The sequence below is a fragment of the Paenibacillus sp. CFBP 13594 genome, from assembly GCF_014842675.1.
Classification (GTDB): Bacteria; Bacillota; Bacilli; order Paenibacillales; family Paenibacillaceae; genus Paenibacillus; species Paenibacillus amylolyticus_B.
In genome coordinates this window covers 19,406-45,495 of the sequence record NZ_JACYVQ010000009.1, presented here as the reverse complement: position 1 = coordinate 45,495, position 26,090 = coordinate 19,406, and the positions used below count along the sequence as shown (strand labels likewise).

The window sequence follows — 26,090 nt, the reverse complement described above, 5'->3', positions numbered from 1 at the left end:
TTTTTGCATGACAACATCAGAACCTGCTTATCTGGTACGTCGCATTGCAGATGCGTGGATCGCTGCGGATGAAACGTTCAGCCAGTTTTATGAGCTGGAACCTGCGAAAGAGCTGGAGCCACAACGCCCCCCGGATTTGCCGGGGGTGGAACCTGCGGAAGCGCCTTTTTTTTTGTATGAGCCTCTTATCGGTCATGGGGCTCCTCAACTGGGGATCTTGGGTATCCCTCATTCTGGTGGGACAAGCATGTTAAACTCCTCCGTTGCCGGACTTGCGCATGCGTTACGCGTAGAATCGTGGAAAAAGGTCATCTATCCATCGTTACAAGAGTCCGGGAATTCGAGCTTGTACGATATTGGAAGTGGGAGACGATTGCTTGAGAGCGTAGCCATGCAGGATTGGGGTACTTGTCTTATGAATGAAGCGGAGGCGGATACAGCTGTTCCTTATCAAAAGGGGCTTGCGGCGGCACTGGATCATGCGCTGGATCAACAGGCACTATTGTGCTGTATTGGCGGAGACCATTCCATTACGCATGCCGTGCTTCAGATGATGGCAAAGGCCCCGGGCAGTCGAAGAGTGCTGGTCCAGTTCGATGCCCATCATGATTGCGGTATCGATGCCATCCATCAGGAGCAACCCAGTCACTCCAATTTTGTGAGACATTTGCTAGAGCAGGATACGGTTGCTGCTGTTGTACAGATTGGCCTGCGTGGTCTTCGCTCAGCAGATCAGATGTACAGCCATCCTGGCTTGATTCAAATATCGGCAGAGCATATGACACCCGAGAGGGTGAGCCACGTTCTGAACGAGGTAAGGCAGAAGTACGATGTCGACTCGGCTTATTTAACTTTTGACTTGGATTCCCTTGATCCGGGAAGCTTCCCGTTTGTTGATTTTCCGATTGCTGCAGGACCGACGTGGCAGAATATTCGAGACTGCGTTATTGCAGCGCTGGAAGTCCCGTTATCTTATGAAGGGATGGACATGGTTGAAGGACAGGGTGTGCAATCGGATCGACACATTCCTGGACAATATGAGCTGGCGCTTCGAATGTTGGTCTATATGATGGATGGTATCGACCGGAATCGTCGGCGGTTTGAATTGTCTTCTAGAACTAGCGCAGCCAGGGAAGGAATGCTGTCGGGAACGGGAGTATCCATGAATCAGGATATACAGGAGGTGTAAGGATGGAGGATTTTCATACATTATATACGTTACATAAGGAACAGGTCAGGGAGGAGTTGTATAGGGAAAAGACAAACGGAATTCAACTGGGATTCTTCTATGCGCTAATGAATATTGTTAAGGAGCTTGCACCACTTCAACCGGAATCGTCACCGGAGTCGATCTGGATGGATTATCTGGCTTTTTTGCGGACGGTTGACGAACACAAAAAAAGCCCGTACTCCTTTATGGATTGGGATGAAGTCGAGGGGCTTGAACATTTGCAAGCGACTTTGCAGGAAGGTGGGGCTTTGTTGACATGGCATTATGGATTCGTCCGGCATAATATGATCACCATCGGACAGGAGATTCGCGCAGGCCACATGAAGTCCGGATTACCCTTCTATCTTGTGGCTGAGCAGGGCACCGTAGAGCAGGAACAGAAGCTGTCGTCATGGAATACCCTACGTCAGTTTGCAGGTGCTGATCTGTTGAATGCCGAGGATGAGATGATTGGCATACGATTATATTCTCATTTGCGGAAGGGAGGTTCATTCAACCTTTTCGTAGATGGTCAGACCGGGTTCAACGCGGATAATCGCGCAGTGGAGCTCCCTTTCCTGAGTTCACGCATCCGGACGAGGAGCGGTATTTTTCGTATTTTAGCCAAGACACGCAAGCCTGTATGCCCCTATTTCATGACATTGACTGAAGATTTTCGTTCCAAAATTGTTTTCTTGCCGCCTTTCATCTTAGAAGGGGATATTCAGGAATCAGCAGGACGTGTATATGAGCCGTTTCGCAATCAACTGCTGAAGCAGCCTGCATTATGGAGATTCTGGGACCGTCACCATCAGCAAGTGATTCACTGGAAAGAGGATGAGACTAATCTTCATTCAACGGAGGCTGAGAGTCAGGTGGACTGGTTCTCCAAGCCGCTGGAGGGATTCGGTCAGCTTGGACTGAACACCGAGAGTGGCATGATCTACAATTTGGGTTAACCGTCAGATAAGGGGGAGGCAGGAATGCAGTCTTTCATTACGGAGCAGTACAATCGTCTATCGGTCCATGTGATGCCAACAAGCCAATACGCCAACTGTTATCTCCACCTTGGTATCGTTAACGAACAGGGAAGGATTCCATCAGCGGTGTTTGCAGTCATTGTGCGAATGCTTTTCAGGCAGGATTCACTCGGCAAAAGAAAGCTACGGCAGCAACTATGGTCTATGTATGCCGATGAGCTAAGATGCGAATTGGAGCAGAAAGGGGAGACTCAGCTCGCATCCATTCGGTTGCGTATCCCTGCAGGGTTGTTGCCCGGGACCGATGCACGGACGCTCGATGCGCTGAAGCTGCTCGCAGATATGTTGTTTGGATCGAGCCTCCAGGGTGTATTCGATTTTGATGAAGTGCAGATCCAGGAGGAACTTGGTTGGGCAGAACATCATGCTGGCTATGATGTTTCCAATTGGGATAAGGTGGTACAGGGGCGTAGTCTGGAATGGCTTGGGTATGCGGAACGAAGCAGGGATGCCGACGTGGAGCAACTGCAACATTGTGTGCGTGATGGTGAACTGCAGCAATGGTACCGGGAGGTGCTTTGCAGCCCACTACATATTCATGTGATCGGTGATTTCCAGTCGGATGTGATGATAGCTCAGGTCATGGAGACCTTTGTGCCATTGCTTGTCACGGCTGAGGGGAGAGCTATCCCATCTGTGATCGGGCATGGTCAACCTACTGAGCGCCGGGAGGAAGGCGAGATGATGCTTGAGCTGATGGATATTCAGCAATGCAAGATTAATGTGACCTTCACCACCGGGGTTACGTATGGATCGTCGGACTATCCTGCACTGTTTCTTTTTCATTCCCTGTTTGGCGCTACGCCTGCTTCCAGGCTTCAATCCGAGCTTCGTGAACGAAAGCAATGGGTGTATCAGATCTACAGCACACTGGATGATTATCGGGGAACGCTTCATGTGACAACGGGAACAAGCAGTGGATATGTGACGGATGTGCTTGAAGCGATAGATGCTGAATGGCTGAGGATATGCAGTGGAGACATTCAGGAAGTGGAGCTGTATAGAGCGATTCAGAATGTGATGCATTATGTGCAAGTGGGATACGATCTGCCTGAGCAGGTGGTCAACCTTCATATCGATCGATTGCTCAACCGGGTCCAGATGACAACTCCGCAATTCCTGGAAGCCATATCCTGCGTTACTGCGGAACAAGTGGCCGAGGTAGCCTCTGGCATGAAAAAGGCTGTCACCTGGATTTTGTATCCTGAGAGTGAATATTCTGCACCAGTGCAGGAGGTGACTCATGAATAGTATTGTGAATATCGCACCTGTCCGCAGGCGTTTATCCAATGGTCTGTCGGTCCACATTTTCCCCGAACCCCAGTTCCATCATACTTTTGTTTCGTGGTCCGTGTCCTATGGCTCAATCCATGATGCAGCCCTGCCTGGCAGAGCGCATTTCCTTGAGCATATGATGTTCTACAATCCGGATCAACGACCCGTCAAGCCGCTATTTCATACTCTGGGAGCTTCGACATCTGCATTGACACGTTACGATGTAACAACTTATCAAATGGCCTGCACAGGCGATTTGAAACGAAGTCTGGAGTTGTTCACCGGCATGCTAGCTACTCCATATTTCACCCCGATGCATCTGGAACAGGAACGGTCCGCCATTCATCAGGAGCTGTCCATGTATGCAGACCAGCCCTCCTGGAGAGCTTTGCAGCAGTTGACTCAGATGATGTATGGCAGCAATCACCCCATCACAATGGATGTTGCAGGTACACCGGATAGTCTGTATCAAATGACAACGGATGAGCTGAATCATGCTTACAATACTCGCTATGACACAGGAAGAATGGCAGTAGCGGTAGCGGGTCCGGTTGAAGCGGAGTTCATTGTGGACATGCTGGAACAATTCCCTGCAAAAGAATCACTGAATGATGCCTACCTGCCAGAAGTTACACTCGACTATTTGGGCGAGGACTCCAATAAACAATATCGGGAGATTGAATGCGGATTGTCCTTGCCGCTTGTAAGGTATGGGTTCCGTGCAGAAGATGGGATGCAATTGAAAGAGCAAATCGCTTGCATGATCGGTATTGAAGCTTTACTGGGTGAAACTTCCGATTTCTACGCGGAATGTATGGAGTTGGGTCTGCTTCATAAGGGTGCAGAATGGGACCACTATTATCGTAAGGAATTTGCCTTTTCGAACGCTTGTGGGTATTCAGCAGATCCCGTTTCTTTATATAACCGGGTTGAGGAGATGTGTGAGCATATTCAGAACGGAACGCTGTCCCTATCCAACTTCAACTATGCACGGATGAAGTGGTTAAGCAAGTATTATGCAGACATGGATTCGTTAAAACAGCGATGCATGCACGTCTCCGAATATGAGGTGATTGGACTGGATTATATGCAGCTTGGCACGTATGCACTTGAATTAACAGTAGAAGAGGTTAGGAGTGGTCTTAGAACTATTGCAACGTCTGCTCGTCTGCGGATGGTTGTTATACGTTAGCATGTACGTAACCCCGTTTAGGGAGGAGGGCCTTATGGAATCCAGAACCGGAACAATCAGCAGCCTTCTGGCAATGAGGGAACAAGGGAATGATACGTTCACGCCATTTTCAGGAGAACCGGAGGTCCACATTTGGACACAGACTTTACCCATAAGGGAGGATCAACTGCAGACAGCGACTACCATGGAATCCGATGCAATGACTGTAGACGAACATGAACGTATGGCTAGAATCAGTACAACCTCACGTCTACAGGCTCATTGCTGGATGATTTCAAGGGTTTTCTTGCGAAGAGTGCTGGCACAGTACATGCAGCTTCAGGCAAGGGATATTCGATTTGAATACGGCACTTCCGGAAAGCCTTATCTCGTGGGAGGTCCGCAATTCAGCCTTTCGCATACGAATGGGCTGTGTGTACTGGCGATTGCATCCAGTAACAACGCAATTGGCATAGATGTGGAATGGGTACGCCCACTGATAAGAGAGCAGGCCATCATCCAACGTTTCCTGACGGAAGAGGAGCGGGATTATGTGCTGGAAGCCATGTGTTCCGGGGAAGATTCTTCTTTTTTGCTGTGGAACATTCTCACAGGCAAGGAGGCCTGGATCAAGGCTTCAGGTCAATCTTTATGTGGGCAGTGGAGGAATCTGAATACGGCACAAGCTATAAATCATCATGAACATTTGCTGAAATGGGCCGGACAGAAGTATGTGTTGCAGTCTCTGAAAATGGGCAAAGGCTACTCAGCATCATTATGCGTGACAGGGAGCCAAATACCACTCATTCACTGGATGAATATGGATAAAAATATGCAAAGCGATGAGGGGATCTGTAATTAAATCTTACATATCTATTGTCTAAACATTGGCATTACCTATAATATGGACAAACGGTACCTTAATTTACCAATGTTAAATTCATTGGTTCAATTCCAAGGAGGTTTGTCATGATTCAGTTCCCTAAACCGGATGTCGAGCAATATTTTCAGACGTACCGCATTTGGCATTTTGCCGTATCGGCAGACGAGAAACGTTTGTTCATGGACAGCAATCTGAACGGTCAGCCGAATATTTGGGCGATGGATTTGCCTGGAGGATACCCGTATCCTTTAACTTACTTGAATCAGAGCAGTCAATTTATTAAAGCAGACCCGCAAGGACGTCATCTGCTTACCGCGTTTGATCGGGATGGAGATGAGAACTATCATCTGTATGCACTCCCACCCGAGGGTGGTGTTCCACTGCCTGTGGTTCCGGCAGAACCGAATGATCGCTGTTATTTCGCTGAGTTGTCCGAGGATGGACAACGTCTCTATTATGTCACCAGCGCGGGTAATCCGAATTATCTGAATTCACGCCGCATCGATCTGGAGACAGGTGAAGATGAACTGTTATACAGTGGAGAAGAGGTTACGAGCAGCCTGGTTGCCGTAAGTCCTGACGAGAAGAGTTATGTCATTCTCAAAATGTACTCGAATACGTATCAGACGGCGCATCTGTATCGTAACGATGAAGAAATGGTAATTCTGCCTGCCTCAGAACGTCATAGTCAGGTATCCGATTTGATTTTTGCAGATGATAATCGCCTTCTGTTCATTACCAATGACGACTCGGCATATTCCTATGTGGCTGAATATCGCATCGATACCCGTGAATTCCGTCTAGTGTGCCAAATCGAAGGGGAAGACGTAGAGTTTATCCGCTGGCATAAGGCTTCCCAGACCTTATATTTCTGGACACTTACAGGACCGGAAAATCGTATGTACGTATTGGGCAAAAATGCCGCGGAGCCTCGGCGCGTAGAGATGCCGCTGGATACGATAGAGCAGGTCAACGTTACCAAGGCTGGTAATGTGTATATCCTCGGACGTGGAGCGATCCAACCGCATAACATATATCGCCAAATGGCAGATGCAGAGTCCTGGGAGCCGCTGACCGCCAATCGGGTAACGGGACTTGACCCAAGTGATCTCGTGTATCCTGATGTTATTCGGTATAACTCCTACGACGGACTGGAGATCGAAGCGCTCTTGTTCAAAGCAAAGCCGGAGCAGGCCAATGGTTATACGGTTTTTTGGCCACATGGAGGGCCGCAAGCCTCGGAAGCGAAGTTCTTCCGGCCGATGTTCCAGATGATGCTCGCTCAGGGCTATCATATCTTTGCACCGAATTTCCGTGGCAGTACCGGATATGGTGCGGAATTCGTTAAATTGGTTGAGAGAGATTGGGGCGAAGGGCCAAGGCTGGACTGTGTTGCCGGGATCAACTGGCTGTTTGATCAGGGTATTACCTCGCCAGAGCGGTTGTTTGTGGTAGGTGGAAGCTATGGGGGATATATGACCCTGTTATTGGCAGGGCGCCATCCGGAGCTGTTCCGGGCTGCGGTCGATATTTTTGGGCCGAGCAATCTGTTCACGTTCCTGGAATCCGTACCGGAAGACTGGAAGCCAATGATGGATAACTGGCTGGGTGATCCGGTCCGTGACCGTGAACGCTTAACGAAGGATTCACCGATTACGTATCTCGATCAGATGGTTAACCCGATGCTGGTCATTCAGGGTGCCAATGATCCAAGGGTCGTGAAGGCCGAATCCGATCAGATCGTGGCTGCGCTCCAGTCGAAGGGAATTGATGTGGAATACATCGTTCTGGATGATGAGGGGCATGGTTTCTCCAGAAAGACTAACGAGATTCTCGTATATCGCAGGATGCTGGAGTTTTTGCAGAAACATCAGGAGTCACCCGTCGCACAAGCCTAAGTTGAGAGATTCCATGTTTGATTGAAAAATAGTGAGATATAAAAACCGCCAGAGATCATTCTTGATCTTTGGCGGTTCTATCCGTGCGTCCAGATGTTGGTCGACATATATGGAGTGATACATACGTTAGTTTGGAAGGCCGCTATCCTTGAGCGACCTGTCCAAATCTACTCATCCAGCAATGCGACAATCGAATTAATGGACTGCTGAGCCCACTGTGCAAAAGGCAGGTCGGCCGTCCACGTCACTTGTCCTGTCGCTTTGGCTTCCCCCCACCACAAGATACGTTGATAGAGCAGATGCATGCTGAGACGTGTGCGGAAGTGTTGGCACTTCTCCTCATCTGCTGCACAGATCAGATCCCGGTAGCAGCGAAGGAACTGTGCAGCCAGCTCTGGTTGACCCTCACGAACATACCTGGTGGATATTTTGGTTAGGTCGGCTGTGCCGTCTCCGAAATAGGCGGTTGTAAAATCAAACAGGCCACTAATCTGCCACCCGAAAGAACGGTCGCCCACATGTTGAATCAGAATATTCTCGACCTTGAAGTCTCCCATGACAAAACTCGGAACAGCTTTGGAACGAAATGCCGGTTCAGCATTCTTGAATTGATCGTCCACCCACCGAACATCTTCATCCGTAATCACCGAGTATTGCTCTGCGTCATGTAACCAGTGGCGAATGGTTCCGTACAACCAGTCCAGATAATCGCCTGCAAAGGAAACAATCTGCTGCGCTACAGGATCATATTCCCCGGCGTCAGGCACCTTCCAGCGGTGCAGCTCAGCCAAAGTATGAGCAAGCATACAGGCAATCTCTTCCTGATCCTGCTGTGACAGTGAAGCCTGGAATACCGGATCATACAGGTGATTCCCGGGCAGGCGCGGCATGATGGCATAACTCCAGCCCAGAAGTTCGGTATCTTCCTGTAATAAATAGGGGTCAGGGACAGGAATGGACGTATGTTTCGCCAGTTGTTCTACATAGAACTTTTCTTCCTGTAACTGTCCTGCATATAAAGGATTGCCTTTCAGAATATACTCTCCACGGGAAGTTCGAATGAGCAAGGTCTGCCCCATAACCCCTTTATCCGTTCGTTGATAGTCTTCAAGGGTTCCCAGTTCAAGTTCATTCAGCGCGTCCTGCAATGAAATGGCAGCCACTTCGCCAAGTTGATTGGAACCAAAATAGATACGGGTTGTCATATGGCCAGATCCTCCTGAAGTTTAGTCCTCATTCTCTTCGTCAGACAGGTCATACCAATCCTCATCGACCAATCCACGGATGAAAGCTTCAAAATTCGGCGCAAGATATGTAATCTCATAATCATTTTCCTGATCCACATGAACGACACAGGGTTCGCCTTCAGGACCACAGAAACGATAATCCAGCATAACGACATCATGGCCAGCGGATGGACAATCACAGATCACAATCCCCAGGTCAGGGTATCCCCAATCTTCGATCATGAACCGACTCCCAAACTCTCCTCCAAGGGAATACATCTTGTCCCGGCCGATCCCCAAAATACTTGAAATCTCAATATGGTCCACAGCCCAGGAGGTTGCTTCTTCGGTTGGGAACACCGTTCGTGCAGGGATTCCACCATTTTGGGTATGCATAAGCTGAATATAGGAGGCAGGGAGCTTGTAACCAAATTCGTGTTCAAGAGATACAATCATGTCTTCGTCAAAGGGGGCCGACACATGGTTATCCCGTGCATAATTACTCTGCTTCCAGAATGTCACTGGGTCGTACGTTCCTGAAGCAGCACGAAGATGGTTCAACGTGCCATGCTGCTCCCATGCTGTCACTTGTTCTTCATGGCGTTGTCGATCCCGTCGCATCTTCTCGGTAAAAGGTCGAATCTGACTTAGGAATTCAAGGGTTGATTCATCATGGGGCTGAAGTTCGTTAGCTCTCTCAAACGCCAATAGTGCTTGTTCATAGTCGGCGATATAACAGTACGCGTACCCTATGCGATAATGCCACAGCGGGTCGTTTACCCCTTGCTCCTCGACAGACAACAGTTGTTGAATGGCTTCGCGGTAACGTGCGTCATTGTTATAGGCTCTGGCGAGTTGACCAATCAGATCATAATCCCGCTCTGAGACGGGGATTCGTTCAATACGTTCAATAATGAGACTGAATTGGTCCTGCTCATGCCACAAGTTGATTTGTTCCAGCAGTTCTTTTTCCATGATTAGGCCTCACTTCAGTAGGGGATGAGAATCTCTTCCAACTATTTTACAAGGTTCAGAGGTAAAAAAACACTCCCGCTTGTAGACAACCACGATGGCTTTCTACGAACAAGGAGTGCTTTAATGTGATCATTATGAATGATTGAAGAATGCAATTAGCTGGGTTTACAAATCGTCAAATCCGTTATCGTCGCCAACTTTACCGTAGTTACGGGATTTAGCTTCGAAGAAGTCTGTTTTGGTTGCATTCAGTGCTTCATCAGAGAATGGTTTGATCCAAGGCATGCAGTTTACATCCACACCTTCATATGCTTTTTCCATACCCATCAGACGCAGACGTTTGTTGGCGATGTACTTGATGTAATCTTCCAGCTCGTTCAGGTCAATGCCGCGTACGTTGCTGAGCGTGTAATGTGCCCAGTTGGTTTCGAGCTCAACCGCACGATTAATAGTTGTGTATACATACTCCATGTTCTCAGGTGTGTTCAGTTCAGGGAAGTCTACCAGCAACTGTTTGTACACTTCGGCGAAGAAGTAACAGTGTTGGTTTTCATCCCGTTGGATATACGAGATCATCTGGCTGGTTGCCATCATTTTCTGGTCACGGGCCAGGTTGTAGAAGAAGGCAAACGTACTATAGAAGAAGATTCCTTCGAGTACCAGATCGGCTACCATAGCCTGGAAGAACGTCTGTGGAGACGGCTCGTCCCGGAATGTTTGGTAGATGTCTGCGATGAAACGGTTACGGTCAAGAAGGACTGGATCATGTTTCCAGTATTCGAAAATTTCCTTTTGCTCCCGATCCGATACGATGGAAGAGAGGACGTAAGAGTACGATTGGTTATGAACAACTTCCTGTTGTCCGATAATGGCCGAGATCGCTTCGAGTGAAGAATCGGTAAAGTAACGTTTTACGTCACCCACAAACATCGTCTGCATGGAATCAAGTACCGCGAGCAGAGAGATGTTGATTTTAAACGTACGTTGCTCTTCCTCGTCCAATTGGGCAAACTGGGAAGCATCTTTGGACATGGGAATCTCGTCTGCGATCCAGTGGTTAAGTAGCAGTACTTTGTACAATTTGTACATATGAGGCATGCGAATGTCGTTCCAGTTCAGGATACCGGAGCATTCACCTTCAATAATACGGGTTGATTGGTTAGGGGCTTCGGTATTGAAAATTTTCTGTACTTGCATTGTTCCGTTCACTCCTTGAATGAATTTACACTGTATAACTACGATGACAGAACAACCTTCCGATCACTGTTATCCCCTGATTTTTTTGATCCTCTTTCAAAGGGGAAAATCCGGTGATAAAGTCGATGTGTATGCTTCCGAAGTAGCTTTCTTACAGAAGGCTTTTAGCTTCGTTTCTTCAGCTTTGTTCTGTCCTCTTCGTTATCGTGTAATCATTAATTCTTTTATATATTAGGATTGTATAATGTGGCATCTATATCAACATCTTGCGATGCTGTGATCGTGTTTTAGGCAAAAAAGAACCAGGGCAACGCCATTTTGCAATCAAAACAGGATGCCCTGGTGGTCACCTTGAATCTAATAAATCTTCTCTGTCATACATAAAACGTAACTTGCGCAAAAATTAAGATTCTTCAATCGTTAATGCTCGGCTACGAACATAATAAGTTGATTTCATGCCGGCTCTCCAGGCGTGCAGATGCAATTCCAGGAATTCTGTTGCTTTAATATCTGGTCGAACGTAGAAGTTGAAACTTTGTCCCTGATCGACGTGGCGCTGACGGGCAGCCGCCATATTAATGGAAGCATGCTGATCCACCTGGAACGCCGTTTGGTAATAAGGGCTTGTTTTTTCGGACAGATCCGGAGCCGGGTTGGCAATTTTGTAAGTTGTTTTCTCTTCATAAGATAACAGCTCATAGAGCGGATCAATACTAGCCGTTGAGCCGGCAATGATGGACGTAGAACCATTAGGTGCAATGGCGAACAACCAGGCATTACGTACACCGTTTTGTCGTACTTCGGCTTGCAGTTCTTTCCACTGTTCGGTTGTCACGAACTCGCCTGCGCGCTCACCTGATGTGTACTCGCGTTGGTCGAAGTAGTGACCACTTTCCCAATCGGAACCTTTGAATTTCGGATAATGTCCTTTTTCTTTGGACAGCTCCATACTGGATTTCACGAGCAGGTAGTTAATTTTTTCATACAGATTATCGTTATACGCTACCGCTTCGTCAGACTCCCAATGAATGCCTTCGAGAGCAAGCAGGTGGTGAAGTCCAAACGTTCCCAGACCGACTGCGCGATATTGGCTGTTGGTATATTGGGCTTGCAACACTTCAATGTTGTTAATGTCGATAACGTTGTCCAGCATGCGCACCTGAATTGGAACGAGACGCTCCAATACATTATGAGGTATAGCACGTGCCAGATGGATGGAGTTCAGGTTGCAGACAACAAAGTCGCCAGGCACTTTGGAAATCACAATGCGAGTTTGTCCATCCTTGGTTACGAGTTCTTCCTTTTCAATCACAGTGGCAGACTGGTTCTGCATAATTTCGGTACACAGGTTGGAGGAGTATACCATACCGTGTGCACGGTTAGGATTTGAGCGGTTAACCGTATCCCGGTAGAACATGTATGGCGTACCTGTCTCCAGTTGGGATTTAAGTACACGCTTCATGATGTCAATCGCCTGTACTGTAATCCGGGACAACAGTGGGTGATTCACTGCTTCTTCGTATTTATCACGGAACGCACCTTCGCCAAAGGACTCATCATAGAAATCTTCCAGTCCGAGTGCACGACCATTCTCGTCCTTCCAGCCCATCACTTTCTTTGTTTCGTGAGGACAGAACAGGCTCCACTCGCCGCGAGTGGATACCCGCTCCATGAACAAGTCAGGCAGACAGATGCCGTGGAATACGTCATGCGCACGCATACGCTCGTCACCGTTGTTCAGCTTCAGATCGAGGAAGGCCAGAATGTCTTTGTGGAAAACGTCCAGGTAGACGGCAATGGCACCTTTACGCGTACCGAGCTGATCTACGCTGACTGCTGTATTGTTTAGTTGGCGAATCCAAGGGATTACACCGGAACTTGTATTTTGGTGACCACGGATATCCGAACCACGAGCTCTGACTTTGCCGAGGTAAACGCCGATGCCGCCACCCATTTTGCTCAGACGAGCTACATCCGTGTTGGAATCGAAGATACCTTCGAGTGAGTCGTCCACCGTATCAATGAAGCAACTTGAAAGTTGACCGGCTACTTTTTTACCTGCATTGGACATCGTAGGAGTAGCTGCAGTCATGTACATGTTGCTCATTGCCCAATATGCTTCCTTCACGAGATCCATACGTTTCTCGGCAGGCTCTTGGTGCATTAGGAACATGGCGATAACCATATAACGCTCTTGCGGCAATTCCATTACTTTTCCATCAAAATCGTGAGCGAGGTAACGTTCTGCCAGTGTGAGCAAGCCGATGTAATCGAAGAGCAGATCGTTGCGGTAGTCAATGCACTCAGCAAGTTCGTCGATCTGTTCTTTGGTGTAACATTCCAGCAATTCTTCGCGGTAGATACCTTTCTTCACGAGATCTACAAGAAGAGGATGGAATGCGCCATAAGGCTCGTCCGGGTAAGACTTGTATCTGCGGTTGGTAGCCGCTTTTTTGTACAAGGAAGTGAGCAGGGCGCGTGCTGCTGAAAATTTCCAGTCGGGCTCTTCCTTTGTTACCAGTTCCAGTGCACTCATGATAAAAGCGTTGCTGATTTCGTCCCCGGTAACTTCGTCACGACGGAGTTTGCTGTTTACCCCACGTACGAGACGTTCCTTGTCCAGTGTCTCCAGTCCTTCCAGATTACGGTCGGCATATACCGAGATACGCATCTCATCAAAGGCAAGCTGGCGGTTGTTCGGCTTGGTCACAACTTGTGGCATGAATATTCCTCGCTTTCGCATGTTAAAGAGATAAATTGGAGAAATTCTTTATATAAAGAATTGAGTGTTGTCTTACGGTGAGAAAAAGGTAAAGGTTGCTTTTGGCAGACTGCAACGGCGGTGACAAGTTCATGTCTTAAATCGCTCAACTTGAGGAGCACAAAACAGCACAATGCAGAACATGCTCATATAAAAAGCATTCTCCCGCCTCGCGGCTGAAAATGCCCATGGATGCTCTGGCTTTCTTACTGTCTTAGAAGTTCTGGATATAGACAGAAAAAGGTGCTTATGTAAGCTTTGGTCTATTGCAGATGTGCCTGTAGTTTGAGGATACCGGATGCAGTCCAAACAGCCCCGTTAACCTCCATGTCAACTCTGTTTCGAGAAAGCGATTTACACCTACAGGGACGTGCCTTTGGAGGTGATTTCATCCTGTTTTTCGCGAGAATGCAGAAGGTGACTAATAGAAGCGGAGAAATCTAGTGTTACTACATTTTGTAGCTGTCAACATACTGTAACCCAACATATTGTGTTTGTAAAGTGGGCCGATACAGTAAAACGTAATTCCGAGTATACCATTTAAGCCAGGAATCCGCAAAGGAAAAGGACTGGAAGATTTGAAGATTTATCAAAAAAAATTTTTGAACAATTTGAATGACGTCATCACGTCAGTTTGAATTGTAACGCATTCAACTGGTAGAATAAAAATAGTCAAAAATCGACTAAAATTAGCGGCAGCGGTTGTTCACGGGGCCCAGAGGAGGCGGAGCAAAATGGCAATAGCAGAAGTGACTGTAATTCCAATCGGAACGGGTACAACCAGTCTAAGCAGTTATGTGGCGGACATGCAAAAGGTATTGGAACATCAACGGGGCATTACATATCAGTTAACTTCCATGAGCACCATTATTGAGGGACCGCTTAACGAGATCTTTACAGCAATTGCGGCTCTGCATGAAGCACCGTTTTTGTCAGGAGCTCAGCGTGTTTCCACATCCGTCAAAATTGACGACCGTCGTGATAAACCGGATGCCTCAAGTATACAGAAGTTACAATCGGTTCAGGATAAACTGACGTCACTTCAGGCAAGGCCTAATTAATGGTTTAGTATAAACATCCGTATATACGGTTATTTGGTATGTTATAAATCATCATTAATTAAAGGTTAGATTGTGTCTGTCTGTGTAGTTAACGTGAATTTCTGACATTTATAAACAGAAAGACAAAAAGACCAGCTTAACGTTCATTAAGCTGGTCTTTTTGTATACTCATTTAACATTTTAATTAATCTGCAACTACCAATGAGGCTCCAATCAACGTGGCGTTGGTGTAACCACCGCCAACATTTTCAAAAGAGAAGTTGGTAATTGGAGCACCGATCACCGTGGCATAATCACCGTCAAGCAAATCTCCGGTCGTTGCAGGATATAACGCTATAATATCATTTCCATTCTCATCCATGACATGAACGACAGAGAAAGTTGCTCCGAGAGAGCTATCTTCTTCAACGGAAATGACTTCCCCGTTAATTTGTACGAAAGTATTGTAATAGTTGGCTACATTTTTATTCAGATGACGGGTCGTTACGTTGGAGTCAACGAGCCCCCGTACCTTTTTGCTTAGTTCTGCCGTAATGGCCGGGAATACATCGTTATGTTTACCAAAGAAATCATAAGATGCCTGCTCCATAAAGGCTGTGTCTTCTGTAATGTACGGAGTTAACTCATTAAAGAAATCCGCAGCTGATGCCGTAACAGATGAATTTCCAGTCGTTGCAGTTGGTGCTGTTTGCTCCAGAGAAGCAGTAATGCTTAGGGAATCAAGGATATCTTTGATCTCATCCTGATTATAAGTATCCTTGGCGTAAGTTAACGTCATGGTATAGAGTTCTGTATTGGTCGGAATCAGATACTGCACAAGGATAACATCTGTACCCGAGGAATGCTTATAGGCTCCTTCCAAGACACCAGCGCTATATTCTTTATAAGGCTTGTTTGTGTAGCTGGTTTTTTTATAATCGGAAATGCCGATGCTTGAACCGCTTTGTGTGTAATAATCCACTATATTATTAGCGTATTCTTCAGGATTAATTGAACCGGTTGAGCTGGTCTCAATCGTCAGATTCATATTATCTGCAAATGTGGCTGAGGAAGATTGGTCTGAAAAAGCAGCTTTAATGGATGGAGCATTCATTTGACTTGTATCTACGCTTTTCCAGGATTCAGGATATGCAAAAGAAAATCCTTCTCCACTATATGTAGTGTATTTCGTAGCTTTTGCTTCTGTTGAGACAGTTTCAGTTGCCTTGGATGCTTCGGACGTTTGGCTATCGGTTGTTGTGTTTGTTTCTGAATTACCACAAGCACTAAGTAATGTGGCTAATGCCAAAATCGTAATAAGTTTCTTCATTATGTCTAATTTCTCCTCATGTGCTTCCCATCGGTTGGGATTTTTTCTAAGGTCATCATTTCGTTTGGGATAATCTAGTTTAGGTGGTGAGCATGGAAACTCCTTTCTACTTTATTAGTAAAATAATAACATAAATAAAGATTTCAGTATTCATAATTACTAAAAAGGTAATTTATCTGTATTTAACAAGTTAAAAGCTAATAATATACCGTGTGGGTATCCATTTTGAGCGATAGTACATACATTTGGTTGATATAACCGTGGGATTTATTTATGAATTAAACATATATGAACATAACATGCCGACTTAAGAACTAACCCTTTGTGTAGGTGAAATTAAGGAATAGTCGGTGGAAAAAAACAGCCCATTTTCGATCTGAGCCCGGTCCCATGTGTGATTGGTGCATATAGTGAACTGTACCTCAAATCAAAGGAGGGGTTTACATGAGTGGAGTAGTAGGTGGATACGGCGGCGCATGGACATCGACTGGCGCGATCTTGGTTCTCTTTATCTTGTTGGTCATCATCTCTAAAGCATTCTTGATCTAATAAACCGCTTGGACCCTAATATATTTGTAAAGGAGGGTTCTGCATGAGCAACGTAGTTGAAGGCGTAGGATACGGCGGCTGGACATCGACTGGAGCAATCCTGGTTCTGTTCATTCTTCTCGTAATCATCACTAAATCTTTCTGGGTATAATATGGCGAGCTCTGCCGGGCAACCGGTGGGGTTTTTTTTCTAGAGGACAAGCATGGTGGAGAGCCAGGAAGCTAAGATAGCTTGTAGTTAAACAGAAGAATTGGTGGAATTCAAGAAATGGAAGGGCGGAGTATGTTTCGAAAATGGGGAAGGTACCTCATGGCTAAACGCCCATTTTGTCAATATGAGGGCGATAGCCCGGTCCAGAGGTAGGCTGAATACATAGCTTAGGGGTGTAGGCAAATGTTAAGGAGGAATGAACAATGAGCGAAGTAAAACCGAATTCACCGAACGGACAGGGACACGTATACGGACATATGGGAGGTTATGAGCATATGCAAGGATACCAATACACAGGTCATGAAATGCATGGGTATGGATATGGTTGTGGAACAATGCCAATGGGATATGGCTATGGATACGGACACCATGCCAATCAGGCTCCAATGATGCACGGTTATCAACAGGGTTGTGGAGTATCCTATGGTCATGGCGGCGGAAGCTGGGGTTCCATGGGTACGATCCTTGTACTGTTCATCTTGCTGGTCATCATCTCCAAAACGATGTTTATCTAAGTATTTGTGAGTGCAAGGAGACTTTGCTGATCGTGGATCGTTGCGATAGGTGCTCTAATAAACTCCGAGTTTGAGTTCCATGTTGGGCAATACGTACCTATGATTCAGAAAGGGACAGCGTAGGGTTTCATCCTGCGCTGTCCCTTTTTTATTAGAAGTGAAGGAGCGTTGGGATTACTTTCTTTAACGAACCCCACAGAAGCTATTCCATGCATTTTCGCCATTTCACAAGTTTAACGAATCGTAGACGTCTTATTATCTGAATCTGGGCATGTTTGGAGCCTATATTCATGAAGTGACATGGATTAACGTGGCTGAGATTCGTTAGATTTTACATAGCATAGAAATCCTTAATATAAGGTGTGCAGGATTCGTTAGCATCTGGTGAGCGTAAACATTTGCTTTAGAGGCCGGGGTTATTTGCACAATTAGAGAAGTAAGGAAGTAAGTATCGAGGGGTGCACGGGAGAGTGGAAAAATTTTAAAAGCAGAGCCGAATATATCTGGTTAGTCCGATAAGTGAAAGGAAGACTTTTCTCAATGAAGGAACGGTGTCCGATAGTCTGTGGATGATGCTGAAATGTGTATGTAGACATGGATAAACACCCGGAACCCAATTCCGGGTGCTTTGTGTATGTTTTCAATCTTCTCAAGAATAAGTGATATCCAAAACAACAAAAGCCCTACCTCTCTTTTGTCCTTGCGGCTCCGATGACCGCGCCAGTGTGAATGGGAACATCTTGTGAAACTCTGTACTACCGGGTTATCGTGATTCAGGTTCTTCAATCTTCATAGGTTAATTGTGCTTATAGTTCGCTGCGGTCGCAGCATGAAGAAAATATTCCGGGGTTTAAAGAAGACAGAAATCATATGAGGTTGTTTGATACAACTCTTATAGTATACCACAGGCTGTAATTTATTGCAATAAAAAGGAAAGGGCGAACAGAAAAACATGTTTTTCTGGTGGTCTTTCAAGTCAGAAGCTGAAATGCTCGTCTGAAAATATACAGAATTTTTTCAATCTATTTCTCAATTTAGGTAATCCTCTTCAAAAGATTCTGCGTAGGTTATAATAAGAGGGAAGAAACAGAAAGGGGCCCTCGCATGACTGAATCGATGGAGGACAGCAGGTTAATGCGGCAGATTGCGGAACGTGATTCCTCCGCACTGGAGCTTTTATATGACCGTTATGAGCGAGCGGTGTATTCTTTTGCCTATCGGATCGTTGGTGATCCCATGACGGCAGAAGAGACTGTTCAGGAACTTTTTATGCGGGTCTGGAATAATGCTGAACGATACGATGCCTCACAGGGGAAGCTGACCACATGGATGTTTGCGATTACGCGCAACATAGCAGTGGACATGCTGAGGCGGAAATCGAAAGGGGCAGCGGCTACTTCAGTTGAACACGAGACACTGGCGGCCTATGCCGATGAGCATACGAATACGGAAGAAGAAGTGCAGCGTAAATTGGAAGGCACCCGTATTAAAGAGGCGTTGTCCCAACTGAATGGTGATCAGCAGCAAGTTATAGAATCGATTTATTATGCGGGATTAACCCAGCAGGAAGTATCCAGCCGATTCGGGATTCCGCTGGGTACAGTAAAGAGCCGTGTCAGGCTTGCCATGCGACAGCTCCAAAAGTTGCTGGCCGATGCTGAATTGCATCCGGACGCGGGAAGGGAGGGCATACATCCATGATAGAACGACATGAGGAGTGGTCTGATCTGGCACCGATGTATGTGCTGGGCGGACTGGAAGCAGAGGAAGTGGCGGCGTTTGAAGCGCATATGGCAACTTGCGAACCTTGTCGCCAGGAGGTGAAGGAATTGCAGGAAGTGACTGGCTTCCTGCCACTTGCGGCGGAACCTGTGGCACCGCCGCCAGGTATGCGAGCACGTGTGCTGGGCAACGTGCTCGGACATGTGCAGGAGAGCACCGAGGCGAAGCCGGCAGCTGCTCCTGCTGAGCCTGAAGCACCCGTGGTGCTTCAGGAGGATCTTGCGCCGCAGCACAAACGTGCGGCGCAGCCCGGGCCAGGCCTGCCGCCGGTAACGGCGGTGCCTGCAGCCCGGGTGGAAGAGGCTGCCCAGGCACAGCCATGGCAGCCACAAGCGCGCGCGCGTGCGCGCAGCAGCAGCGCTTGGCGCATAGCCAGTGCCGGCCTTGCGGCCGCGGCACTGTTGCTGGGCGTGTACACGGCGCAACTGCAGAGCCAGATCGACTCGCTGACGCAGCAAGCAGCGGGCTCGTCGGCTACGCAAGAGCAGCTCGTGCAGGCACAGGCACAGAATGTGCAGCTGCAGGAGCAGCTGGCATCAGCTCTGAAGCCCGCACAGGGCATGCAGACTGGCGAGGCAGTGAAGCTGAATCCTGCAACGCAGGACATTGTAGCTCAGGGTCTCGCAACCATCGTTATTGACAGCAAAGGCACTCACCTGGTTGTGCAAGCTGAGAATCTGCCGAACCTGGAAGGCAACGAGGCTTTTCAGGTCTGGTTGATCAAAGGAGATACCCCTCAGAATGCGGGTACTTTCCTTAGTCGTGACGGAACGGGAGCGGTATATTACACATTGGATTCGGCCAACGACTATGATACGGTTGCCATCACGCTTGAACCGGATGCAATGGGAGATGAGCCGCGCGGTACAATGATTCTGGCTGCCAAGATTAAAGGATAAATATAGGATAGATCACCAAAGGCTGCTCCGTCGTGGAGCAGCCTTTTTGTGTTTTCCAGTTCTGGCGCCGACCCATTGGATTTTATTAATTTTTTTAGTCGGAGCAACCGATAAACAAATAGAAAGCAATACCCTTAATCTCCCTGTGTCTCAAGGGAGAACTGGTTGCACATAGAGAGTGAGGGGTTCAGTTGGAAGCATACCGTTCATTTATCTTTCGCCTGATACGCAATTATCTGATCGGTTCACTGGCAGCTGTTTTTGTTGTCGGTACAGTAGTTATGGTATCTACTCTGCAAATACCCAATATTCAATTTGTTCGGCTCATCTTCATTGTACTGATTTCACTCTTGTTCATGCTGGTTGCAGAATTAATTACGCTGTGGGTACAGCTTGGCCCCATAAGACAGTTTTTCACTTCCGAGCATCATGAGAGAGAAGAATTAAACCACATGTATGAGAAAATTCATCGTTTCCCAGGACAGACCATATATCGGATCATGGGTCCGCACATGCTTGGTTTTTCACTCCCAGCAGCCGGATTAACAATATGGATGATATCCACAGGGTGGCTTGAATTCCCTTACTTGTATATTGTTGTGGCCGCCGCATGCGCCTTTCTGATTGCCATCATGCATGCACTGATTGAGTATTACCTAACGGTGCGGGCGATTAGACCCCTGTTACTTGAGATTCGACATCGAGGCAAAGTCCAATATGGGATGGAACCTTCACTGGGAGGTCGCATCCTGGTATCGATCCAGCGTAAATTTCAACTAAGTACGGCACTGATTGGCTTATTTCCTCTATTTCTATTTTTCCTGGCTACATATATCAGACTTCAGTATATAGACAGTGAATTTGCGAAAGAGTACATACTGTGGGGAATTCTCATCGTTGTTCTGGGCGCGGGGTTTGCGCTGGTGGGAAGCTGGCTGTTGATTCGTGATGTTCGTGATCCAGTCGCTGAACTGACGCATGAGATGAACCGAATTCAGGGGGGAGACCTTGGCAGACGAGCTCCGGATTTATATGCGGATGAGTTTTCGGCACTGATCTCCGGTTTTAATATGATGATTAATCGGCTGGAGATGAGACAGGAACGCAATCGACAGCTGTTGCAAAGTTATTTTTCTACGCTGGCTGCTGCTTTAGACGCCCGAGATAAGTACACGGCAGGACATTCCATGCGTGTGGCAGAGTATTCGCTGATGATTGGCAAGCTGAGCGGAATGAATGAGGAACAGGCGGATTTATTGTACAAATCAGCCCTGCTTCATGATATCGGGAAAATTGGCATACCTGATGAGGTACTGCTGAAGGATGGAAAACTAAGCGATGAGGAATTCGCGATTATTCGTACACATCCCGTGCAGGGAGAGAGTATTTTGTTACAGATAGAGCCTATTGATGCCATGGCCGATTTTCTGCCAGGTGTACGATCTCACCATGAGAGATATGATGGCAAAGGATACCCGGATGGGATGGCTGGTGATGATATTCCCCTTTTTGGCCGCATCATTGCGGTAGCGGATGCCTTTGATGCCATGACGTCTGATCGACCCTATCGGAATGGGATGAGTCACGAGAAAGCGCTAACGATTTTGGAAGAAGGAAAAGGGACCCAATGGGACCCCTATTTTGCAGGTTTGTTTATTGATGAATGGAGACGACAACAACATCTTCAGAAACCATCGAAGTGAGGGATCAGTTGATCCCCTCTGTCCACTTCGATTCTTTTCTGCGTCTCCGGTGAAGAGCGAGGCCTGTTATGATGGTGAGAACACACTCGCCGAGTATGACTGCACCCAAGGCGTCATAGATCACATGTTGTTTGATCATTAGCGTGGATACGATAATAGTTGCTGCCCCGGCGGCCACCAAAATCTTGATGGGTTTGCGGATGCTTGGAACCGAGAGAACGGCACGCATAACCAGATAAGAGTGAAGAGAATGAATACTTGGAAAACAATTATAAGGACGATCCTGGCTATAGAGCCATCCGAGAACAGATGCTCCCAGGCCTGTACCCGTCAGTTCCGGGCGCGGTACCATGGTCTGAAAGTTGAAATAGATCAGATAACATATCCAGACACAGATATTCATGGATAACAAGACACGGTAATACGTCAGGCGATCCTTGGCACACAGGTAAGCGAGCACACCGAATACAAACGGGTACCAGCCCAAATATGGAATGGACATGCCAGGCACGTAGGGAATGATCCGGTCGAGCGGCGAATCAAGCACTGCGAACCCGCGTTCCGGACTGTTAAGAATATCATAGAACAGCCCCATGACGGCCAAAGACAGCATCAAACTCAATGACAGCCAATAGGATTTGCTTTTTAACAATTGCACAACATCTTTCTCCTTTCATTCATGCTCCCTAGGAGCATGACCCCAGCAAATAACTAATTCAAATTTAAACAACAATATATTCTACTACGACCAGCGCACAAATTGAATCCTGATTTGTGTATTTTTGTGTATTTTTTTGACGAAGAAGGAATGCCGAAGCTTCGATGGGCATGATATGATAGAGACACATACGGACGAAGGTAATTTGGCCAGTAAAGTCGGTACAACAGGAGTGAGTGAATGCAATTTTCAAAAATGTTCGTATTGAATATGGGGATGCTTATTACCATTGCATATCTTGCTAGTGTGTTCTATAAATATGTCGTAATACGTGCCTCTTCCCGAGTGAAGCAGATCAGCTCCGTGCTTGTCCTTATATTTGCAGGTTGGATCAGTACGGTTTTTGGATTTCAACTCACGGATGAAGTAGTCTTTGACCTTCGTTATGTTCCTTTAATTGTTGCCGTTCTGACGTACAGACAACCCTATAGTGTAATTATTGTGGGTGTAGGGATAGGTTTATCCAGGTTAACCTTTGGTATCACGGATGCTACGGTGGCAGCGGTAATTAATATGACTTTACTCGGTGTAATATGTGCGGGTTTAAATATATGGATAAGACGCAGCAACTTCAGACTAATCACAAAAGGCTTCCTTGTTGTACTAATCGTCAATGTGGTCAATAGTGTAGGCATTGCTATTTTTGGCGTCATCCCGGCTACATACTTTTTCTCCCATATTATGCCTTACACGCTTCCTGCAGGTATCTTGTTAAGTCTTATGTTTGCGTTTATATTACGTGATTTTCAGAATGAACAGAATCGAATTTTGCTGATCCAGAGTACAAACCGGCTTTTATCTGTGCAAAAGGAAGAGTTACAGAAAGCCCAGATTGTACTGGAGGATCGAGCGAAACAATTGATGATTGCCTCACAGTACAAATCCGAATTTCTCGCCACTATGTCCCATGAACTGCGTACACCGCTCAATAGTGTTATTAACTTTGCCCAGATGATCAGCGAGAATGCTGACACGATGGATCAGGAGGATATTGTACGTTTTGCCAATATGATCGACCACTCCGGGCAGGAACTGCTCACGCTCATTAACGATATTCTGGATCTTTCCAAAGTAGAAGCGGGGCGCCTGGATATTGTACTGGAGGATATCAGTGTCGCACAACTTACAGAAGATGCCATGAGCCACTTTCAGCTCGTTGCTGAGAAAAAAGGTATTCAGTTGGTTCTGGACAAAAAACAGGGACTGCCCGAGACGCTCTGGTCTGATCCCCAGCGGGTTCAACAGATTTTGCGGAATCTGATGTCCAATGCCATCAAGTTCACTCACCGGGGGAAGGTCACGCTGACCGTAAGCACCAAGCAGATTAAGAATGCAGGTATTCAGAATCGATGGCTTATTTTCTCCGTTCAGGATACAGGTATTGGGATTTCTGAGGACAAGCATCATTCCATATTTGAAGCATTTCAGCAGGCTGACGGGTCGATTAGTCGGAAATTTGGCGGTACCGGACTAGGCCTGTCGATCAGTCGGGATTTAGCGAGATTACTGGGGGGATCGATTGAACTTGAGAGCACTGAAGGTAAAGGAAGCACCTTCTATCTCTATCTCCCGTTGGACCGTGAAAAAATGAGTTGACAAGCTTCGCGCCGTGAGTAGAATTTGGGATGACAACTAGCATCGACCGGCTTTTGAGACCCGGTCTAAGGAGTGTATCCCCATACAGAAGACGGTCAACGTTAATCCTCCCCCGTTAACAAGCAAACCACGGCGCAAGGGTTCGACACAACGCACGAATTTATCGATTGCAACATGGGAGGGTGTACCGGCAATTATTTTACAGACCTTGCTGGGAGGCCCATTTTTAACCGGATTTCTGCTGTACCTTGGGGCCGGGTCGAGACATATCGGCTTTGTGCTCGCGATTACGACGTTTGTGAACATTGCCCAGATCGGAGCAGCTTATTGGATGCAGCGTATTCGCAGCCGTAAACGCATGCTGCTGCTGTTCGTGGGCACACATCGTATCTTGTGGAGTGCAACGGGACTGATCCCGTTCATATTCCCCAAAGAATGGTGGGTAAGCGTATATATTGGCGTGTATACGGTTGCTTTTATATCAAATACCATCGGCGGTATGATCTGGACTTCACTGATTGGTGATATCGTACCTGCTAAGGTGAGAGGGCGTTATTTTGGAATTCGAAATACGATTCTGAATGCTCTTGGAAGCGTATGCTTATTTGCAGGTGGTATTGTTTTGGACCGTTACCCTGGAGAAATGGGCTTTCTGATCCTGTTTATTCCGGTGTGGATCTGTGCTATTGCCAATACAGTTATCTACTTTTTCTATCCGGACGTTCCCTTTGAACGTTCTACCGAAAAGGTTTTCTGGCGCATGTTCATCAAGCCGTTCCAGGATCGTTCTTTTCTGAAAGCAACGCTGTTCCTTGCTGTCTGGTTATTGATCCAGACCTTGATTGTTCCGCTCTATTCCTATGTTATGCTCGATTTATTGAACATCAATTATCAGACTGTATCCCTGATCACGGTAGTCCAGACGCTGGTTATGATGGCCGGTTTTTATGTCTGGGGCAATCTGAATGCCAGATTCAGCAACAAAACCCTGCTATTTTGGACATTGCCAGTCATTGCACTCTCCTGTTTGTCGTGGGGTTTAATGTCGTTCATGCCCGTATTGATCGCACTATTTCTATCTCATATCTTCCTTGGGATCGGTGTAGGTGGATTCAATCAGCTGGCATTTAACTTTACCATTGGAGACACACCCAAAAGTGAAAGACCGATGTTTGTCGCGGTGTATTCCGCTCTGACCGGAGTAACTTCGTTTCTTGGGCCGTTGTTGGGTGGTTGGTTGTATGAAAAAATGGAAACCTGGTCCGATGCGCTCGCCTGGATCTCAGCCTATGGATTTCAGGTGGGGGTTGGTGTCGTGATGCTGATTCTGACATTTACCCTTGGACGTCGTGTACTGTTAAAATAGAAATGATATCACATAACTTAATATAACGATGGCGAAGTGGAGGGATGTATTTGAATCGTCTCGAACGGAAAGCCATGGTGATTGGAGCCACGGGGCTTGTAGGCGAATTACTGGTTCATCATCTGCTGGAGCACCCGGCATACAACTTGGTTCGCGTTCTGGTTAGACGTCCGCTTGAGCTGCAACATCCCAAACTGGAACAGCATGTGGTGGACTGGGAACAGCTGGAGAGGCAAGACCACTTATTCAATGGAATCGATGACCTGTACTGTTGTTTGGGGACAACAATCAAAAAAGCAGGCAGTCAGGACAATTTCCGTCAGGTGGATTATCATTACCCGGTTCGTGCAGCCACGATTGCAAAGCAACATGGTGTAGTACAGATGCTGGTGATCTCCTCCATGGGAGCGAGTGCAGGTTCCCGGGTCTTTTACAGTCGGACCAAAGGAGAAATGGAGGATGCATTGTCCGATATCGGTTTTCCGTCACTGCATATCTTCCGTCCTTCCTTAATTCTTGGAGATCGAAACGAGAAGCGGTTCGGTGAGCAGATGGCTGCCTATGCCATGAAGTTTCTGGATCGCTGGATGAAAGGCAGAGCGGACAAATACCGGGCGGTCCACGCCGCAACCATTGCACAGGCCATGACCAATATTGCGCTGGTGCAAGCCAAGGGAAACCATGTGTATTCCAATGAAGTGATTCATGTCCTTGGTGTGGACGGGGGCTAAGAAACCTTTGAACG

At 47.0% G+C, this 26,090-nt stretch carries 22 protein-coding genes; 16 read left to right on the top strand and 6 right to left on the bottom strand.

All coding sequences use genetic code 11. The annotated features are described in order from the left end of the window. Positions 1 to 7: 7 nt before the first annotated feature. The 6 genes from IFU39_RS24745 to IFU39_RS24720 all read left to right on the top strand — a co-directional run bounded on the left by IFU39_RS24745 (position 8) and on the right by IFU39_RS24720 (position 7,477). Positions 8 to 1,189, top strand: a complete 1,182-nt coding sequence (locus IFU39_RS24745) for an arginase family protein (protein WP_105601448.1) — start codon at positions 8 to 10, stop codon at positions 1,187 to 1,189. A 2-nt stretch (positions 1,190 to 1,191) separates the two neighbouring features. Then, positions 1,192 to 2,169, top strand: coding sequence for an LpxL/LpxP family acyltransferase (locus IFU39_RS24740; protein ID WP_105601447.1), 978 nt, complete (start codon positions 1,192 to 1,194; stop codon positions 2,167 to 2,169). A gap of 24 nt (positions 2,170 to 2,193) precedes the next feature. Further along, positions 2,194 to 3,501, top strand: a complete 1,308-nt coding sequence (locus tag IFU39_RS24735) for a M16 family metallopeptidase (RefSeq protein WP_192135485.1) — start codon at positions 2,194 to 2,196, stop codon at positions 3,499 to 3,501. Then, positions 3,494 to 4,717 (top strand): M16 family metallopeptidase, encoded by a 1,224-nt coding sequence (locus IFU39_RS24730; protein ID WP_105601443.1) that lies wholly within the window; start codon positions 3,494 to 3,496, stop codon positions 4,715 to 4,717. Before IFU39_RS24735 ends, IFU39_RS24730 begins: the two co-directional genes overlap by 8 nt. A 34-nt stretch (positions 4,718 to 4,751) precedes the next feature. After that, complete coding sequence (locus IFU39_RS24725; protein WP_192135483.1) at positions 4,752 to 5,558, top strand: 4'-phosphopantetheinyl transferase family protein; 807 nt, start codon at positions 4,752 to 4,754, stop codon at positions 5,556 to 5,558. A 107-nt stretch (positions 5,559 to 5,665) separates the two neighbouring features. After that, positions 5,666 to 7,477 (top strand): S9 family peptidase, encoded by a 1,812-nt coding sequence (locus IFU39_RS24720; protein ID WP_192135481.1) that lies wholly within the window; start codon positions 5,666 to 5,668, stop codon positions 7,475 to 7,477. Between the two features lie 167 nt (positions 7,478 to 7,644). Here IFU39_RS24720 and IFU39_RS24715 read toward each other — a convergent pair whose 3' ends face one another. The 4 genes from IFU39_RS24715 to IFU39_RS24700 all read right to left on the bottom strand — a co-directional run bounded on the left by IFU39_RS24715 (position 7,645) and on the right by IFU39_RS24700 (position 13,597). Next, the gene (locus IFU39_RS24715) at positions 7,645 to 8,682 is read right to left on the bottom strand and encodes a phosphotransferase family protein (protein ID WP_192135479.1); all 1,038 of its coding nucleotides are present in this window, start codon (positions 8,680 to 8,682) and stop codon (positions 7,645 to 7,647) included. 21 nt (positions 8,683 to 8,703) lie between these two features. Further along, positions 8,704 to 9,678: an SMI1/KNR4 family protein gene (locus IFU39_RS24710; protein ID WP_091018581.1), complete on the bottom strand. Its 975-nt coding sequence runs from the start codon at positions 9,676 to 9,678 to the stop codon at positions 8,704 to 8,706. 165 nt (positions 9,679 to 9,843) lie between these two features. Further along, positions 9,844 to 10,875: a ribonucleotide-diphosphate reductase subunit beta gene (locus IFU39_RS24705; RefSeq protein WP_192135477.1), complete on the bottom strand. Its 1,032-nt coding sequence runs from the start codon at positions 10,873 to 10,875 to the stop codon at positions 9,844 to 9,846. 403 nt (positions 10,876 to 11,278) lie between these two features. Next, positions 11,279 to 13,597, bottom strand: coding sequence for a ribonucleoside-diphosphate reductase subunit alpha (locus tag IFU39_RS24700; RefSeq protein WP_091018585.1), 2,319 nt, complete (start codon positions 13,595 to 13,597; stop codon positions 11,279 to 11,281). Positions 13,598 to 14,370: 773 nt separating this feature from the next. On the opposite strand from IFU39_RS24700, the gene IFU39_RS24695 reads away from it, so the two are divergent. Further along, positions 14,371 to 14,697 carry an MTH1187 family thiamine-binding protein gene (locus IFU39_RS24695; protein ID WP_017690882.1) on the top strand — a complete coding sequence of 109 codons (327 nt, stop codon included), beginning with the start codon at positions 14,371 to 14,373 and terminating at the stop codon, positions 14,695 to 14,697. A gap of 184 nt (positions 14,698 to 14,881) precedes the next feature. On the opposite strand, the gene IFU39_RS24690 is transcribed toward IFU39_RS24695, so the two are convergent. Then, positions 14,882 to 16,006 carry a PsbP-related protein gene (locus IFU39_RS24690; protein ID WP_192135475.1) on the bottom strand — a complete coding sequence of 375 codons (1,125 nt, stop codon included), beginning with the start codon at positions 16,004 to 16,006 and terminating at the stop codon, positions 14,882 to 14,884. Between the two features lie 444 nt (positions 16,007 to 16,450). On the opposite strand from IFU39_RS24690, the gene IFU39_RS32685 reads away from it, so the two are divergent. The 6 genes from IFU39_RS32685 to IFU39_RS24665 all read left to right on the top strand — a co-directional run bounded on the left by IFU39_RS32685 (position 16,451) and on the right by IFU39_RS24665 (position 21,665). Next, the gene (locus tag IFU39_RS32685; RefSeq protein WP_017690880.1) at positions 16,451 to 16,555 is read left to right on the top strand and encodes a hypothetical protein; all 105 of its coding nucleotides are present in this window, start codon (positions 16,451 to 16,453) and stop codon (positions 16,553 to 16,555) included. 43 nt (positions 16,556 to 16,598) lie between these two features. Further along, complete coding sequence (locus IFU39_RS24685; protein WP_017690879.1) at positions 16,599 to 16,706, top strand: hypothetical protein; 108 nt, start codon at positions 16,599 to 16,601, stop codon at positions 16,704 to 16,706. 263 nt (positions 16,707 to 16,969) lie between these two features. After that, the gene (locus tag IFU39_RS33070) at positions 16,970 to 17,281 is read left to right on the top strand and encodes a hypothetical protein (protein ID WP_017690878.1); all 312 of its coding nucleotides are present in this window, start codon (positions 16,970 to 16,972) and stop codon (positions 17,279 to 17,281) included. Positions 17,282 to 18,385: 1,104 nt separating this feature from the next. After that, on the top strand, positions 18,386 to 18,982 hold the full coding sequence (locus IFU39_RS24675; protein ID WP_091018589.1) for an RNA polymerase sigma factor: 597 nt from the start codon (positions 18,386 to 18,388) through the stop codon (positions 18,980 to 18,982). Continuing rightward, positions 18,979 to 19,962: an anti-sigma factor gene (locus IFU39_RS24670; RefSeq protein WP_091018590.1), complete on the top strand. Its 984-nt coding sequence runs from the start codon at positions 18,979 to 18,981 to the stop codon at positions 19,960 to 19,962. The genes IFU39_RS24675 and IFU39_RS24670 overlap by 4 nt, the downstream gene beginning before the upstream one ends. A gap of 191 nt (positions 19,963 to 20,153) precedes the next feature. After that, the gene (locus tag IFU39_RS24665; RefSeq protein ID WP_091018592.1) at positions 20,154 to 21,665 is read left to right on the top strand and encodes an HD domain-containing phosphohydrolase; all 1,512 of its coding nucleotides are present in this window, start codon (positions 20,154 to 20,156) and stop codon (positions 21,663 to 21,665) included. Between the two features lie 4 nt (positions 21,666 to 21,669). Here IFU39_RS24665 and IFU39_RS24660 read toward each other — a convergent pair whose 3' ends face one another. Then, on the bottom strand, positions 21,670 to 22,323 hold the full coding sequence (locus IFU39_RS24660) for a phosphatase PAP2 family protein (protein ID WP_091018593.1): 654 nt from the start codon (positions 22,321 to 22,323) through the stop codon (positions 21,670 to 21,672). Between the two features lie 240 nt (positions 22,324 to 22,563). Here IFU39_RS24660 and IFU39_RS24655 point away from each other — a divergent pair, with 240 nt between their 5' ends. From IFU39_RS24655 to IFU39_RS24645, 3 genes are all read left to right on the top strand, one after another. Then, entirely contained in the window at positions 22,564 to 23,979 is a 1,416-nt protein-coding gene (locus IFU39_RS24655; RefSeq protein WP_192135473.1) for a sensor histidine kinase, read from the top strand. A gap of 208 nt (positions 23,980 to 24,187) precedes the next feature. Then, positions 24,188 to 25,345 carry an MFS transporter gene (locus IFU39_RS24650; RefSeq protein ID WP_197997917.1) on the top strand — a complete coding sequence of 386 codons (1,158 nt, stop codon included), beginning with the start codon at positions 24,188 to 24,190 and terminating at the stop codon, positions 25,343 to 25,345. A gap of 74 nt (positions 25,346 to 25,419) precedes the next feature. Then, positions 25,420 to 26,076: an oxidoreductase gene (locus tag IFU39_RS24645; RefSeq protein WP_446740355.1), complete on the top strand. Its 657-nt coding sequence runs from the start codon at positions 25,420 to 25,422 to the stop codon at positions 26,074 to 26,076. Positions 26,077 to 26,090: the final 14 nt, after the last annotated feature.

What these genes read in the sequence shown, in the direction of transcription:
- IFU39_RS24745 (WP_105601448.1), top strand. Translation starts at nt 8, where the DNA reads ATGACAACATCAGAACCTGCTTATCTGGTACGTCGCATTGCAGATGCG.
- IFU39_RS24740 (WP_105601447.1), top strand. Translation starts at nt 1,192, where the DNA reads ATGGAGGATTTTCATACATTATATACGTTACATAAGGAACAGGTCAGG.
- IFU39_RS24735 (WP_192135485.1), top strand. Translation starts at nt 2,194, where the DNA reads ATGCAGTCTTTCATTACGGAGCAGTACAATCGTCTATCGGTCCATGTG.
- IFU39_RS24730 (WP_105601443.1), top strand. Translation starts at nt 3,494, where the DNA reads ATGAATAGTATTGTGAATATCGCACCTGTCCGCAGGCGTTTATCCAAT.
- IFU39_RS24725 (WP_192135483.1), top strand. Translation starts at nt 4,752, where the DNA reads ATGGAATCCAGAACCGGAACAATCAGCAGCCTTCTGGCAATGAGGGAA.
- IFU39_RS24720 (WP_192135481.1), top strand. Translation starts at nt 5,666, where the DNA reads ATGATTCAGTTCCCTAAACCGGATGTCGAGCAATATTTTCAGACGTAC.
- IFU39_RS24715 (WP_192135479.1), bottom strand. Translation starts at nt 8,682, where the DNA reads ATGACAACCCGTATCTATTTTGGTTCCAATCAACTTGGCGAAGTGGCT.
- IFU39_RS24710 (WP_091018581.1), bottom strand. Translation starts at nt 9,678, where the DNA reads ATGGAAAAAGAACTGCTGGAACAAATCAACTTGTGGCATGAGCAGGAC.
- IFU39_RS24705 (WP_192135477.1), bottom strand. Translation starts at nt 10,875, where the DNA reads ATGCAAGTACAGAAAATTTTCAATACCGAAGCCCCTAACCAATCAACC.
- IFU39_RS24700 (WP_091018585.1), bottom strand. Translation starts at nt 13,597, where the DNA reads ATGCCACAAGTTGTGACCAAGCCGAACAACCGCCAGCTTGCCTTTGAT.
- IFU39_RS24695 (WP_017690882.1), top strand. Translation starts at nt 14,371, where the DNA reads ATGGCAATAGCAGAAGTGACTGTAATTCCAATCGGAACGGGTACAACC.
- IFU39_RS24690 (WP_192135475.1), bottom strand. Translation starts at nt 16,006, where the DNA reads ATGAAGAAACTTATTACGATTTTGGCATTAGCCACATTACTTAGTGCT.
- IFU39_RS32685 (WP_017690880.1), top strand. Translation starts at nt 16,451, where the DNA reads ATGAGTGGAGTAGTAGGTGGATACGGCGGCGCATGGACATCGACTGGC.
- IFU39_RS24685 (WP_017690879.1), top strand. Translation starts at nt 16,599, where the DNA reads ATGAGCAACGTAGTTGAAGGCGTAGGATACGGCGGCTGGACATCGACT.
- IFU39_RS33070 (WP_017690878.1), top strand. Translation starts at nt 16,970, where the DNA reads ATGAGCGAAGTAAAACCGAATTCACCGAACGGACAGGGACACGTATAC.
- IFU39_RS24675 (WP_091018589.1), top strand. Translation starts at nt 18,386, where the DNA reads ATGACTGAATCGATGGAGGACAGCAGGTTAATGCGGCAGATTGCGGAA.
- IFU39_RS24670 (WP_091018590.1), top strand. Translation starts at nt 18,979, where the DNA reads ATGATAGAACGACATGAGGAGTGGTCTGATCTGGCACCGATGTATGTG.
- IFU39_RS24655 (WP_192135473.1), top strand. Translation starts at nt 22,564, where the DNA reads ATGCAATTTTCAAAAATGTTCGTATTGAATATGGGGATGCTTATTACC.
- IFU39_RS24645 (WP_446740355.1), top strand. Translation starts at nt 25,420, where the DNA reads ATGGTGATTGGAGCCACGGGGCTTGTAGGCGAATTACTGGTTCATCAT.